Raw genomic sequence first — 14,173 nt, forward strand, 5'->3', positions numbered from 1 at the left:
ACTTTGAACAGCGATAATAACACTGTTTTGGGATCAGATCTTTTTACAATCTTTTATATAAAGTTGAACAAAGAGCACTTGCAAAGTAAAAAGGTATATACTATACTGAGGCCAATCATTAGTGATTGATCAATCACTAACTGGATTAATAAGCAACGGAGGTGATATTCATGAGCAGGATACCGCTAAAGTTTACTCAAACGTATCTTTATCCGAACTATGGATTGAGCATATTCAGTTGATTGAAGGAGTACGTAGTTAAGTAATTGATCAATCACTTATTTTAAAGTAAATGGAGGAGAGAACATGAAGCATCTTATTATTTACGCACATCCATCCGAGGGAAGCTTTAATCATGCAATTTTGACCACAGCAGTCGAGGGGCTAAAGCAAAAAGGACATGATGTGGTTGTTCGTGATCTATATGCAATCAACTTTCAACCTGTGATTAGCAGCAGCGAGGTCATTGAAGGAATCGGAGAAGATGTTGTACGGGAACAGGAATTTTTGCAATGGGCAGAGGTAATCACCTTTATTTATCCTATTTGGTGGACGGGGATGCCAGCTATTATGAAGGGGTATATTGACCGTGTATTCTCTTATGGATTTGCTTATAAATATGTAAATGGAGTGCAGATGGGAATGCTCAAGGGAAAGAAAGCTATTATCCTCAATACGCAAGGAAAATCACATGCGGAATATGCTAGCAATGGCATGGATCAAGCACTTCGCTTGACGTCCGACAAAGGTATATTTGAATACTGTGGGCTTGACGTCATGTATCATCTGTTCTTCGAGTCGGTACCCCAATCCGATGAGGATACACGTAAAGTGTGGCTTCGCCAGATTGCAGACATGGCCAGCAAAGCCTAATGGAAATATGTTTAGGAGCAGAGGATTAAGAATTAGGGGAATCGAAGTAGCCAGTGGCTAATCCAAAAGGCATCGCGTGCATTTGCAGGCGACGCCTTTTTGTTTGGTCCAATATTGAATGTGTTCCAATCGACACTCGCTCATGGCAAACGGCAATTGCTACAATAAGGGTTGGGTATTAGTTTTTCCGATTGGCGCTACGAGATCCACCGGAAGGCCACTGTGATCCACCACCTTGACCATGTTGAGGCCACCACTGTGATCCACCACCCTGACCGCCACCTTGACCATGTTGAGGCCACCACTGCGACCCACCGCCCTGACCGCCGCCTTGACCATGTTGAGGCCACCACTGCGACCCACCGCCCTGACCACCGCCTTGACCGTGAGGAGGCCAAGGCGATCCACCGCCTTGATGACCGCCCTGACCACTGCTTTGTCCTGGAATAGAAGGCATACTTGGATAAGGGCCTTGTGCCTGACTGATTTGAGTTACATCAATATATGATTGTGTACCATTAGGATATAGCACTAACATTGATTTGTTAGCGGGATCTACGCTTTTTACAAAAGCAACGATCTGTTGACCATTCACAGTAAATATTCCCCATAAATTAACAAAATTGCTCACTTCAGTAGTGGTCGCGAAATGTGGTTGTAACGGCCCCATCGAACGATGAGAAGAATGTTTAGACAAGGTGTGTATCTCTCCTTTAGATTGAATTTTGTGACATCATATGTGCAAACGTACTTGTTGGAATGGGCAATGTTGCTACAAGATATTTTTTTGGAAAAATTCATTGTCCCAAAAAAGTGTGCTTTTAGCGACTACTAAAAACATACCTTTACGAATGAAAAGCATTTGGTTTATAGCATCATGAATGAAATCGAGATAAATGCATCTTAGAGAATTTAGTTAATCAATTGAAACAATTTGCCATGCACCATCTTTATCTTTTTCTAAATAGAAGGTATATCGTATATCGGGTGAATATCCTTCTTCATTTTTCAGCCGTTCCCCTACAATGGGTATCAATATCCGATTATTTTCTTTCATAGCTTCAGCAATACCAGTAAACTTCACCGGATGATCGAAGAGGTAATCGTGACCTGTTCCAACGTCTGGACCGAGCGCAGCATGGAATTGATCCAAATCTTTTGACACGAAGGCAGCTATTGCTGCTTTGAGTTTTGCTATCATGGCATCCTCAATTAGAGGGTCTTTAACATCATTCCATTTGATCTCGTCCAAGTTTTGCAGGGCGGCTGGTTGATCTGTTTCTTCTTTTACTACCGTTTCTGAGGTTGTTGGTATTGTTCCATTGGTAGATGTATCCGTTGTTCCCTGCTTTCCACAACCAGCAAACACACTTACACTTACGGAAAATATAAGAATAGAAATAATTTGAGCAGGTCTGTTCATATTAGATTCACCCATCCTTATTTACAACCATATGTAAAAACAGTTTTACTTTTTTTGTGATAAATCATAGTTGTAAAATTTTTTTTACATTATTGGGGTTAAAGTGGATTAATTGAAAAATAACATTAGAAGTGTGTGGTGGTTTACTATAGAAAAATGAATAAATAAATGAAATGACCTTCTCTAATTAAAGAAGGTCATTTTTTAATTCAGGAACCATTATTAAATGTAGCACAGCCTTCTGCTTATAGGCGTTCTCGCTTGCAAGTCATTCACTAGTTCTTTATACCTAGTGTGGAATTTTCGTATGGACGTTCATGCGTTTTGTCGGTTAGCTATGATGCTGCGTATCACGGTTCAAAAGTAGCTGCACATGATGAAATCTCTGGTGTATATCTATGTAGGGTATCAAGCTGTAGTTAGAGCATTTTTTTGAGCTGGGATATACGGGCTTGGGAAACCTCAAGTATTTTGGCATATTCGTGCTGTGCTGCATTGGGGTGTTTTTGCATTAATTCTTTTAGACTTTCGATCATCTGTTGTGTCGATCGCCGCAGACGTTTGGACTCTTTATTAGATCGTTGTGAGTTGGATAAAGCTGACTTGGCTGGTCTTAGGATAGGGCTAAAATGTATTCCCTTTTTTAAACTTTCAATACATTCCCCGCAAATAAAGCTGTCTCTAAAATAAGTTAATTGTTCTGTTGAACCACACATTTTACACGTCACCCCAGTATACTTTCGAAAGGCGAGAATACCAGTTTCCTCATCTGCAAAAATCTCAACAGGATCACCCACATTATAATCCATGGAAATTCGCATTTCTTTGGGGATAACGATACGGCCTAACGCATCTAGGGGACGTGTCATACCTGTACTTTTCAAATGATAACCTCCTTTTTTATATCCTTATAATACTAAATAGTTATGATAAAAAAGAATAGGCTTAGAGAAGCAATCGCATATATTTAGTAAACTGTTGAAAAGTATACAAGTAATTTCCAAAATATGTTTTATTATTGGAGAAAACGTATTGAGGAGATTATAAAGAATTTCCGATATATATTCATAAAGAATATTCTAGTTGGCAATGAAATTGTTAGTAACACGGGATAAGGAGCTGTGAATTACATATGAGAATATTTCAGTTTTGGAAGAAGAATAAGAAAGCTGTAGTGGCAATCGATTTGGATACTGCTATTCGGTGTGTACGATTGGACGCAGTATAAGGCGGTGCGAATACTAACTCGATTAGCACGTGAAGGTCTTCAGACCGACCAGATTGTGGACGATATTATCAGCCATGTCGACGATTTTCGTTATGAGGCACAGATGCCCACGTTCTATTTTCTGTCTGGACTGACGGGCAATAAGAAGGTTGCTTCGCTGCTGCAAAGGCATTTCCTTGAGAATCTGGAATACGATCCGATTGATGCCTTTGATATTTTCGAGAATTTGTACCGTTGTTCGCCGGATGTTGCCATGAGGCATGCCGATTTTCTCAAAGCAATTGCCCGTGGTGAAGGGTTAGAAGGCCGTTCTCCCTTGCTGGATGGAGCTATAGGGACTACCGATGAGAATGGCAAGCAAGAGTACCACTGGCCCGACGATGAACCTGTCGAGGAGCATCACCAATTACGAGCTGCCATATTTTATTATCGGCTGCAACCTCTGGATGAGGAGGTTAATCGGCTGTTGGATCATTGGGAAGTGAACCATCCGGAGGAGAATGTTAGGAGTTGTATTGGGAAATTGAGAGAAGAAGGACAGGGAGAGGGCTAGCTTTTCTGCTAGACGAATATCGGAATCTTAATTTTGCACTCTTTACTATGAAAACTTATACTTATCGTTAAAGCTGACTTGAAGAGAAAATAAAAGAACGAGGAGGGGAATAACCATGTACTCCATTAAAGAAGTTCAAATCAAGAGCGGATTGCCCGCATCCACCCTTCGTTATTATGAAAAAGAAGGCATATTACCTGATGTCGGTCGGGATGAAGGTGGAAGAAGGGTATATACCGAAAAACAAATCGATTGGATTAGGTTCCTTATGGCTATGAAAGATACAGGGATGACTATTGAAGAAATTAAGGCATACCTTGAGCTAAATGTAAAAGGAGAAGCCACAATCCAAGAGAGAAGAGATTTCCTTGTAGCCCACAAAAAGAAAGTGGAAGCACATGTGGCACAAACGCAGCACAATTTGGAGAAAATTATTCAAAAGATAGCTTTTTATGATCATGTGGTTATGGGGAAAAGCCTCTCTTAACTAAGCAATTGCTGCAAAGGTAAAAAAGCCAAAGCCGCCTGCTTACATAGTAAACGGCTTTGGAGGTAGCGGGGTACTATATATTTCTAGTAACCTCATAGGCGTCCCAGACAGCATACATAATATTTTGTACTTGCTTGGCATCGCCGATTAAGTAGGACTCGGAAACCTCATTTTGAATGTCTTCATAAAGCGATTGCTGAGGAGTATATCCTACAGCCAGAATCGCTGTATCTGCGTTTAGAATCGTTTCTTCACCATCTTTATTTTGAAGAACGAATTCTTGATCGTTGGCATCGACAATTTTGGCGTTGGTCAGGAGATGGATATCCTTGTATGCAACAAGGTCACGCAGCATATCTTCATTTGCATGGCACAGCGGGCCGCCGACGGTTAAAATATCTTCTTGCATTTCCACCAGCGTTACTTTTTTACCTTGATCAGCAAGCCAAAGTGCAGTTTCGCATCCCACAAGCCCACCTCCGACAATTACGGTGGAAGCACCGGGATCTTTTTTCCCAAGCAAAACTTCTTCTGCGGAATACACCTTAGTAGATGTACCAATGGAGAAGGTTTTGGGAGAGGAGCCGGTAGCAAAAATAACAACATCTGCTGCATATTCATTTACGGTAGTCCGGTTAACCTCGGTATTCAATTGAACGTCAACTTTTAAATCCTTTAGCTCCCCTTCATACCAGGTCGCAAGTAAATGATCGTCTTCTTTGAAGTCTGGAATTCCACCCGGGATCAGATTACCTCCCAATCGGTTATTTTTATCGAATAAGGTAACGTGGTGTCCGCGAATAGCAGCTACACGGGCAGCTTCACATCCTGCGGGTCCTCCACCGATCACCAAGACTTTTTTGGACTGATCTGCTTTTCCGAGTGCATAGTCTTTTTCTCTGCCGCAAGCCGGATTAACGGCACATGAAATCGTTGCAAAAGATGCCAATCGACCCATGCAGCCCTCTTGGCAGGAGAGGCAAGGACGAATCTTTTCTATTTTCCCGGCCTTGATTTTGTTGGGGATGTCAGCATCAGCCAACAATGGCCGACCCAGTGCAATCATATCGGTTTTTCCTTCACGTATAGCCTTGCTGGCCAAGTCTGGATTATCCAATCTGCCAGCAGTAATGACAGGTACCTTTAGAATGGTTTTTAAAATTTTGTTATAAGGAAGATAGAGTCCTTTTTCCTGATACATTGGTGGATGTGCCCAATACCATGAATCGTACGAACCAACATCACCATTAAAAGCATCATATCCAGCTTCCTCTAATATTTTGGCCGCTTCAATTCCTTCTTCAATATCCCGTCCCTGTTCTTGAAACTCTTCGCCTGGCAATCCGCCCTGACGCCAATCTTTAATAAAGCTTTTGATGCTGTACCGAAGAGATACCGGGAAATCCTGTCCACATTCGGCTTTGATGGCTTGGACGATCTCTATGGCAAATCTTAAGCGGTTTCTCAGATTTCCGCCGTATTGGTCTTTTCGATGGTTAAAGAAAGAAATCGCAAATTGATCCAGTAAATAGCCTTCATGAACCGCATGGATTTCAATACCGTCAAAGCCTGCCTTTTTGGCAATAGCCGCAGATTCCGCAAATTTTCTAACGTAGGTGTGAATTTCATCGATAGTTAGCTCACGACAGATTACATCGGGAAGCCAGCGATGAGGGATAGGAGAGGGAGCGACAGCCGTTTTACCTACAATTGAAGGGATGCTTACCCGTCCAAAGCCTGCGGATAATTGTAGAAATATTTTTGTGCCGTATGCATGAATCCGCTCCGTCATCATTTTACCCGTTTTAACAAAATTTAAGGGGTTTAGAGTAGGGCAGGGCATTGATGGCAGGGCACATTTCTCAATTTCATTCTCAACCATCGTTACACCTGTAATGAGCAGTCCTGTCCCGCCTTTTGCCCGTTCAACATAATATTCGACGCCGCGCTCATTAAAGGTGCCATCGGCATCACAAAGCCCACCAGGGCCCATGGGAGCCATGACAAACCGATTTTTAATTTCTAGTTTTCCAATTTTCATAGACTCAAATAAAATTCGATGCTCTTCTTTCATAACAATGCCTCCTAATTATGAATCGACCATTTCAATGAATCCATTCAGTGAATGAATTCATTGAATGGATTCAGTATAGGACGGTAGCGGACATTATTATGTGATTGTTTTCACAAATAAACAAAATAGCATTTCTTATTATAATTAAGTAACATGGACAAGGCATCGAGGATAGGAATGTTTAGAATAGAAAGGAAGAGTAGGTAAATGCCAAACCAACAATTGAGTGGACGAAAGCTGCAAAGCCTGCAGACTAAAAAAAATATATATAACAGTACATTAGAGCTAATGCATGAAAAGAGTCTGGAAAAAATTAAAATTGAGGATATCTGCCGGAGGGCCGGAGTGTCTGTGGGCTCATTTTATAATCATTTCAAGACTAAAAGTGATATTTTGGTGGAGATGTATGCGCAGGCGGATGGCTACTTTGAATTGAAATTTAAGAATGAACCACCTTCAGAAAGTATTGTGCAGGATATTATTCAATATTTTGAAGTTTATGCGGAATATAATCAGAATATTGGTTTAGAGACGGTGAAACAGTTATATACAACTAATAACAAGCTTTTCATTACTAAGGGTCGTGATATGCAAAATATACTTCAACAGATTATAGAGAGAGGACAAGCTGCAGGAGAGTTGGATCAAAGCATGACATCCGAAGAGATGACAGACTACTTATTTATTGCAGCTCGTGGGGTCATGTACAACTGGTGTCTTCATGATGGCGACTCGAATTTAATTGTAAATATGCGTGAATATATGAGTCGTCTGATCACGATCTTTAAACAAAAGAATTGATTGTATCCTTGTCACAGGGACGGTTCATCACACGCTTAACGGGTAAAAGTGTAGTACCAAGGTGGGCAAGTGGGGGTGTTGACTCTCACGCCACGTGAGACACTAGACTGTCAAGCAAGGGAGGTGAAGCGGAATGGCCTATACGGTAAAGGAAGTATCTAATCTGTCGGGAATCAGCGTACGAACTTTGCATTATTATGATGAAATCGGATTGCTGAAACCGCATCATATTGGAAATAATGGATATCGATATTACGAACATGAACAACTTTTGAGGCTTCAGCAAATCATGGTGTACAGGGAACTGGATTTGCCTTTATCTGAAATTGGAAAGGTGCTGGAGCAAACCAAGGAACAAAAAGCTGAGGTTTTACAGGAGCATCGAGCCAAGGTCGAGGCCAAAGTCTTCCGCTTGCATACTCTCCTACAGACCATCGACGAAACGGTGGCTCATTTGAAAGGGGAACAAGCAATGAAACCAGAGCACATGTACCAAGGGTTTAACCCGGAAAAGCAGGAAATGTACGAACGTGATTTGACAGACCGTTATGGTCAAGAGGCTCAGGAAACAATTCAGGAAAGCAAGACGGCGACAAAGAACTGGAGCAAAGAGGATTATTTGGATTCACAGGCAGAGGCTGATCAGATTCATCGGCAGCTGGCTGAAGCCATGAATAAAGGATTGAAGCATAATAGTGAAGAAGTACAGGCGCTGATCCGCCGTCATCTTCAATGGGTAAGCCGATTCTATACTCCTACAGCAGAAATTTATAGCGGGCTGGGAGACTTGTATGTGGAGCATGAGGATTTCAGTAAAATGTATGAAGGCTATCGCCCCGGACTAGCTGAGTATTTGCGAGACGGGATGAAGGTTCTAGCCGAACGGGAATTAAATTAACAAAGCGGGGAAGAAGGGCTGTAAAAGGTCTGAAAAAGAGGTGAACAACAAGCCAATTCCGATGGCCTGCTGTTCACCCTTTTTGTGTGTAGAGCAGTTTACATGCTGCTTTGTGTCGCTCTCATGCCTTGCTGGCTGTTGTTTCCGTACTGCTGCATGCCACTACCGCTTACATAATGCTGTCCAGTCGTCCCCATGTGTTGCGGGAAGCTGTGATTCATGTGGCTTCCTGCATTATAGGAGGATGGTTGCATACTGCGTGAGGCGTAGCTATCGCCAAATCCGGGCTGAGTCATTTGACTGCTGGAACGGATGGAGTTTTCCAACTGACTACACAGTTGAATAACTTGCTGGTACTGCTGCATAGCCTGCTGGTGATGCTGAATTGCAGTTTGGATCATTTGAGCTGCACTTCGTTCACGTTGCACCAGGCTTTCAAGACTGGATGCATTTTGTTGTTCCTGTTGCAGCAACTGCTGATACATGGCAGTTCCTTGCTGTGTTTGTTGTACCAATTGCTGCATGATTTGTTCACATTGATGAAGTTGTTGTTGTGGAGCCATGTTGTTGTACATGAATCATCAATCTCCTTCGCCGCATAATTTTGGGTTTCAGACCCTCATTTATTGTGGCGAAGGGAGACCATATATATGCACAATTTTGGTTACAAGCTAGACACCAGAATAGCCGTAAATTCCTCTAGGAATACACGATCTTCGTGATCAAAGCGGCCTTTTAGCGGGCTGTCAATGTCCAGCACTCCAATCAGTTCCCCATTCTTGACAAGGGGAATAACGATTTCACTATTGGAAGCAGCGTCACAGGCGATATGTCCTGGAAACGCATGCACATCATCTACAACAAGTGTTCGTTGCTCAGCTGCTGCGGTACCGCATACGCCACGTCCCAATGGAATCCGTATACATGCAGGTAAGCCCTGGAAAGGACCAAGTACAAGCTCAGTACCATCATAAAGATAGAAGCCGCTCCAGTTAATATCTGGAAGGAAATGACCAAGTAGTGCTGAAGCATTCGCCAGATTGGCAATGGTATTGGATTCATCATGAATAAGTGCCCGGAGTTGTCCGAGAACCGATTCGAATTGTTCATGACGTGTGCCCTCGTAAGGTATGGTTTGAAACATGTAGAGTTCACGCTCCTAACATTAAATTTTTACATTAACTGTTGTATATATCGTCAAAAATAGGTAATTATGCAATTCGCTTTTACCATTGGTTAATTAATTTAAGATATAACGATTGTATATATTCAGTCAAGTGAAAAATCACTCTGTAACCTTTTGGTATCTCCGTACTCTAACCTCTGTACAGAATCATTTTGGGAAGGGGATAAGCTATACGTTTTAGCGGGGCAAACAGTATAGAAAGTAATCCAGCAAGGGTTGCCCTCATCTGTTTCCAGCTTATCCTCTATGGGTAAAAACAGTGTAACATGGTTGGCCTAGGCCAGGGAGGAGTTGCAATTATGCATGCAGATGTTCAGAACTTGTTTATCCGTATACAGATGCTTTCTTATGCACATCAGAACGATCTCACGGTAAGAGATATTCAACCTGTGTTGGAAGAACGCGGTTACCGTGTAGGAGAACGTGAGGTCAAGCAGGAGCTTGAAAACTTGACGCAGGAAAACTTTCTGACACCGCATGATGATATGTTTAGCATTACCGGTGCAGGGATCGATGAATTACAGGAAATTCAGTCGATGCTAGGCGTACTGTACAAGGATGTTGTGAAGAAACCGACTCGCACCACTACCCGAGTCTCTTCTTAAAGGCTTAGAGGCTCGATAATTTTGATTCGGAAGACAAGCTCGCACAGTTTAATCTCTTATAATATAGAAGATGCCCTTCTAATTCCTAATCCTAGGAACAGGAGGGCTATTTATATATTTAAGCTTCTCAGCTTTAAATAAGGTTGTGTTTGTTAAAGGTGTATGCTTAAATGTAGCGTATATTTATTGTCATTTTAATGTTGGAAGGATGATTGAACATGTGTGCATATGCATGTAAGGGGCATATACCACCGCTGGAAAGTCCGCGTCTTCGGCTGCGAAGGATGGAAAGCGGGGATGCGGCTACGATGTTCGCTTGCTGGTCTGACCCGGAGGTTCACCGTTATATGAACCTTTCTGGTATGTCAGGACGTGAGGATGCAGAGGATATGATTGAGTTGTTGAATGAGCTGGCGAAGACGGAGGATGCGCTGCGCTGGGGAATAGAACTGAAGGAGAATGGGAAGTTGATTGGAAGCTGTGGGTTTAATTATTGGCAGACGGAGGGAGCTTATAAAGCCGAGATTGGTTATGAGATAGCCAAGCCTTATTGGCGACAGGGTTACATGACCGAGGCGCTACGCTTGGTGCTGTCATTCGGGTATAACACGATTCGGTTGAATCGGATCGAAGCGCTGGTGGACCCGCGTAATACAGGCTCGCAAGCCCTGCTGTCCTCGATGGGCTGGACACAGGAAGGACTGTTGCGGCAGGTACAGCATACATCTACAGGCTTTAAGGATATGCTGATGTATTCTTTACTGCATGAAGAATGGCTCAGACTGGAGGCACAACGAAATGCTGTTTCAGTATAATGGCGGTTCGTCGCCGCTGCACAGGCTAGGGCCGTTAAGTAAGCTAATATGGGTGGGGTGCTTTAGCCTCCTGTCAATGGCTTGGGATTCGACGCTGCGGGAAGCAGCACTCTTGGCTGTACTGATTGCTGTGGCTGGCTTGGGCGCACGTTTGACCTTAGCACGCCAACTTCGGACTATGTCGTTCCTGATTGGTTTAGGTATCCCGTATTTTATACTGTCTATCCTAGCGATTCGAGAAGGACATACCGTGGCTTCATGGGGACCCATTGTCATTACAGCAGAGGGACTGGATATCGCAGGGGCGTTAACGTTGCGGATTTTTGTGTTGTTTTTGGCATCTTATATCTATCTCTCGACGACGGATCCCCGAGATTTTGTGCAGGCATTGAATCTGCGCTTGCGTGTTCCTTATCGGTTTGCGTTCGGTATTTCAGTGGCACTGACGTTTCTCCCCTTATTGGAAGAAGAAGGGCGAACAATTATGGCAGCACGGCGTGTTCGTGGACAGGAACCACCACGAGGGTGGGGCAATCGGTTATCATGGTGGAGCGGGTATGCGGCTGCCGTGTTGGTGAATGCTGTAAGACGGGTTCAGCAGACGGCGCTGGCTATGGAGGGCAAAGGTTTCGGCGCTTATGCAGAACGGACATATCTTCGTACACTGAACAATGGGCGTGTAGGCAACTTATGTGCTGTGACTGCTGTATTAACTACGGCTGTTTTATGGTGGAGCTTATAAAGTGAAGCCTCTTATTTTTGTTCTTATTGTCAACCTGTAAAATATAATTAGGTTGACAATAAGGCTGCAAATGAATACATTTATACAGTAGCAGCTTGTACAAGGATCAGAGCTGTAATCTTATAGATTAGATAGGGAGAGGAGTCAAGAAATACATATGAAGGAATCTCGTATGTTTGCAAAGTTTACAACGCTGGATATCGTACTCATGGCGATGCTGGCCACGTTGAACGGCGTCATGACCGTGTATTTGTCGCTCATTAACAAAACATTAAACAGTCTGGGAGGGCCTATCGCAACTTCCGCTATTGTCGGGCTGTACATGATATACGGCTTGTTGGCCTATTATATTATTCGTAAGCCGGGTACGGCGGTTATTGCTTATGCATTTGGCGCGGTAGTGCAGTCTTTTATGGGCTCCGCCTATGGAATTGCTTCTATTATCGCGGCGGCTGTCTGCTATATGATTGCGGCTGAGTTGGTATTTGCCTTGTTGCGGTATCGGCGCTGGAACGCAGTTTCGCTGATGCTAGTGGGTGGGGCTATGGTTCCGCTGTGGTTTATTGTCGCAGCCAATATGTTTGGCTATATGCATTGGGGGTGGAAGGTGCTGACGATTGCACTGGTCGTTCGTATCCTGAGCGGCATTGTCCTGTGCGGTCTGCTGACGAAAGTGCTGGGCGATGCCTTAAATCGTACGGGACTGTTAAAACGGTTTGAACTGGGACGCGCTTCACGTGCATAGCCGTGGCTATGCATGTGGTTATATCTTCAACAATGGGGATCGAGGATATTTCAGTTATGATTGAACATAGCGATTATAATTCTAGCCGTAAAATAGCCGTATCCTTGAAGAATTTTGGCTATCGGTATGATGATCAGGTAGAGCCAGCGTTACATGGTCTGACACTGGACATTGCGGTGGGTGAGTATGTAGCCATTGTCGGAGCTAGTGGAAGTGGAAAGTCTACGCTATGTCAGCTGCTTCATGGTGGATTGTCCCGTTCCGGTGAGGGCGAACGGACAGGGGAGCTGACCGTGTACGGGATGGACCCCGATATCGCTGATCTGGCTACTGTCGCCACCACTGTTGGCGTCGTGCTTCAGGACCCGGATGCCCAGCTGGTGCAGGGAATCGTCGAAGATGAGATTGCTTTTGGGCCGGAGAACCTGCGCGTGCCTCCGGCAGAAATAGCGCAGCGCATTGCTACTGCGCTGGAAGCCGTCGGCCTAGCTCCCGAGCGCGACTCCTTCGTGCGGCGCCTCTCGGGAGGCCAGCGCCAACGCACCGCGATTGCTGCGGTACTGGCGTTGGAAGCGCCGCTGGTCGTGTTCGACGACGCAGCTGCGCAGTTGGACCCGCCGGCTGTACGCGAATTCGTAGAGTTATGTCGGCGGCTCCACGCGGCGGGTCGGACGGTGGTTACCGCGTCCGGCCGCATAGACGATGGCGTGCGGGCAGCGCAGCGCGTCATCGTCTTGAAGGGCGGGACCGTGCAGCTGCAGGGTCCGCCCGAAACGCTGCTGCGCGAACATGGTGCGCAGCTGGCCGCTTTGGGGCTGCTCCCCTCTTCCGCAGGGAGGGGAGACATGACGGGTGAGCCGGAGGTGAATCCCGGCTCAGCGGCAGACCGCGCTGGGCAGCCATTGTTGGAGGTGAAGGGATTGACCTTCACCTATCCCGGTAGCCAGCGGACAGCGCTAAAGGGCGTGAGCCTAGCTCTTGCGCCCGGTGAACGAGCCGTGCTGCTGGGTGAGAACGGCTCGGGTAAAACCACGCTCGGCAAGTTGCTCATGGGCCTGCTCCCAGCACCGAAGGGGTGCATGCGGTGGGAGGGGCAGGATATGGCGAAGCTGCCAATTCACCAGCTGGCTGCCGGAATCGGCTATGTGTTCCAGCAGCCAGAGCACCAGTTTGCAGCTGCAACGGTGTGGGAGGAGTGTTTATACAGCGTGCGCGCCAAGCTTGGTTTACGGACCGGGGAGCCGGTTCCCGCCGCATATGTGGAACGGGCGCAGCGCTTACTGGCCGCCGCCAGGCTGGAGCACAGACTGGATGCCTCCCCGTACCTACTAAGTGGAGGCGAAAAAAGACTGTTGAGCGTTGCGGCACAGTTCATCTTGCCCAAAAAGCTATACATTCTGGATGAGCCTACCGCAGGAACGGATTACGAAGGGGCGAGAATTCTGCTCCGTATGTGCACAGAGCAGTCTGCCGAAGGTGCGGCTTTTCTGGTCATCACCCACGATATGCAGGTGGCTGAAAGCTTTGCCAGCGATGTTCTGTGCATGGAAGAGGGTCATCTCTATAAAGTGGAAAATAGTGAGATTTATCATACGATTACAGTTGACAAAAATTAACGACATGTAGACAATAATATATATACATCGTACAAAACAGGCGGCCTATATAGGCCGCCTGTTTACGATTATGCAGTGCGGGTAATAATCCAATCTGGAAAGGCAAACCGCGCACAGATACAAC

16 protein-coding genes are annotated in these 14,173 nt (G+C 45.0%); 10 read left to right on the forward strand and 6 right to left on the reverse strand.

Annotation, left to right across the window (positions count from 1 at the left end):
- Positions 1 to 306: 306 nt before the first annotated feature.
- Positions 307 to 873, forward strand: coding sequence for an NAD(P)H-dependent oxidoreductase (locus tag NSS66_RS17700; protein ID WP_028541035.1), 567 nt, complete (start codon positions 307 to 309; stop codon positions 871 to 873).
- Between the two features lie 178 nt (positions 874 to 1,051).
- Here NSS66_RS17700 and NSS66_RS17705 read toward each other — a convergent pair whose 3' ends face one another.
- The 3 genes from NSS66_RS17705 to NSS66_RS17715 all read right to left on the reverse strand — a co-directional run bounded on the left by NSS66_RS17705 (position 1,052) and on the right by NSS66_RS17715 (position 3,180).
- Complete coding sequence (locus NSS66_RS17705; protein ID WP_076265261.1) at positions 1,052 to 1,570, reverse strand: hypothetical protein; 519 nt, start codon at positions 1,568 to 1,570, stop codon at positions 1,052 to 1,054.
- 219 nt (positions 1,571 to 1,789) lie between these two features.
- Complete coding sequence (locus tag NSS66_RS17710) at positions 1,790 to 2,296, reverse strand: hypothetical protein (protein WP_340959476.1); 507 nt, start codon at positions 2,294 to 2,296, stop codon at positions 1,790 to 1,792.
- Between the two features lie 419 nt (positions 2,297 to 2,715).
- Positions 2,716 to 3,180 (reverse strand): AbrB/MazE/SpoVT family DNA-binding domain-containing protein, encoded by a 465-nt coding sequence (locus NSS66_RS17715; RefSeq protein WP_023986953.1) that lies wholly within the window; start codon positions 3,178 to 3,180, stop codon positions 2,716 to 2,718.
- Positions 3,181 to 3,501: 321 nt separating this feature from the next.
- Here NSS66_RS17715 and NSS66_RS17720 point away from each other — a divergent pair, with 321 nt between their 5' ends.
- The gene (locus tag NSS66_RS17720) at positions 3,502 to 4,077 is read left to right on the forward strand and encodes a hypothetical protein (RefSeq protein ID WP_340959477.1); all 576 of its coding nucleotides are present in this window, start codon (positions 3,502 to 3,504) and stop codon (positions 4,075 to 4,077) included.
- Between the two features lie 115 nt (positions 4,078 to 4,192).
- Entirely contained in the window at positions 4,193 to 4,564 is a 372-nt protein-coding gene (locus tag NSS66_RS17725) for a MerR family transcriptional regulator (RefSeq protein WP_013308707.1), read from the forward strand.
- A 76-nt stretch (positions 4,565 to 4,640) separates the two neighbouring features.
- On the opposite strand, the gene NSS66_RS17730 is transcribed toward NSS66_RS17725, so the two are convergent.
- On the reverse strand, positions 4,641 to 6,641 hold the full coding sequence (locus tag NSS66_RS17730) for an oxidoreductase (RefSeq protein ID WP_340959478.1): 2,001 nt from the start codon (positions 6,639 to 6,641) through the stop codon (positions 4,641 to 4,643).
- Between the two features lie 207 nt (positions 6,642 to 6,848).
- Between NSS66_RS17730 and NSS66_RS17735 the strand changes: the two genes are divergently transcribed.
- Positions 6,849 to 7,442 carry a TetR/AcrR family transcriptional regulator gene (locus NSS66_RS17735; RefSeq protein WP_069080927.1) on the forward strand — a complete coding sequence of 198 codons (594 nt, stop codon included), beginning with the start codon at positions 6,849 to 6,851 and terminating at the stop codon, positions 7,440 to 7,442.
- A gap of 133 nt (positions 7,443 to 7,575) precedes the next feature.
- Positions 7,576 to 8,340 (forward strand): MerR family transcriptional regulator, encoded by a 765-nt coding sequence (locus NSS66_RS17740; protein WP_340959479.1) that lies wholly within the window; start codon positions 7,576 to 7,578, stop codon positions 8,338 to 8,340.
- A 98-nt stretch (positions 8,341 to 8,438) separates the two neighbouring features.
- On the opposite strand, the gene NSS66_RS17745 is transcribed toward NSS66_RS17740, so the two are convergent.
- Both NSS66_RS17745 and NSS66_RS17750 read right to left on the reverse strand, forming a co-directional pair.
- Positions 8,439 to 8,915: a hypothetical protein gene (locus NSS66_RS17745; RefSeq protein WP_023986958.1), complete on the reverse strand. Its 477-nt coding sequence runs from the start codon at positions 8,913 to 8,915 to the stop codon at positions 8,439 to 8,441.
- An 89-nt stretch (positions 8,916 to 9,004) separates the two neighbouring features.
- Entirely contained in the window at positions 9,005 to 9,484 is a 480-nt protein-coding gene (locus NSS66_RS17750) for a GAF domain-containing protein (protein ID WP_023986959.1), read from the reverse strand.
- Positions 9,485 to 9,825: 341 nt separating this feature from the next.
- Here NSS66_RS17750 and NSS66_RS17755 point away from each other — a divergent pair, with 341 nt between their 5' ends.
- The 5 genes from NSS66_RS17755 to NSS66_RS17775 all read left to right on the forward strand — a co-directional run bounded on the left by NSS66_RS17755 (position 9,826) and on the right by NSS66_RS17775 (position 14,049).
- Complete coding sequence (locus tag NSS66_RS17755) at positions 9,826 to 10,131, forward strand: hypothetical protein (protein ID WP_023986960.1); 306 nt, start codon at positions 9,826 to 9,828, stop codon at positions 10,129 to 10,131.
- A 218-nt stretch (positions 10,132 to 10,349) separates the two neighbouring features.
- On the forward strand, positions 10,350 to 10,946 hold the full coding sequence (locus tag NSS66_RS17760) for a GNAT family N-acetyltransferase (protein WP_023986961.1): 597 nt from the start codon (positions 10,350 to 10,352) through the stop codon (positions 10,944 to 10,946).
- The gene (locus NSS66_RS17765) at positions 10,930 to 11,688 is read left to right on the forward strand and encodes an energy-coupling factor transporter transmembrane component T family protein (protein ID WP_340959482.1); all 759 of its coding nucleotides are present in this window, start codon (positions 10,930 to 10,932) and stop codon (positions 11,686 to 11,688) included. The genes NSS66_RS17760 and NSS66_RS17765 overlap by 17 nt, the downstream gene beginning before the upstream one ends.
- 157 nt (positions 11,689 to 11,845) lie before the next feature.
- A complete protein-coding gene (locus NSS66_RS17770) occupies positions 11,846 to 12,433 on the forward strand; it encodes an ECF transporter S component (RefSeq protein WP_023986963.1) in 588 nt (195 codons plus the stop codon).
- A gap of 56 nt (positions 12,434 to 12,489) precedes the next feature.
- Positions 12,490 to 14,049: an ABC transporter ATP-binding protein gene (locus NSS66_RS17775; protein WP_340959509.1), complete on the forward strand. Its 1,560-nt coding sequence runs from the start codon at positions 12,490 to 12,492 to the stop codon at positions 14,047 to 14,049.
- Positions 14,050 to 14,173: the final 124 nt, after the last annotated feature.

This window comes from Paenibacillus sp. FSL R10-2748, from assembly GCF_038005565.1.
GTDB classification, from domain to species: Bacteria; Bacillota; Bacilli; order Paenibacillales; family Paenibacillaceae; genus Paenibacillus; species Paenibacillus polymyxa_B.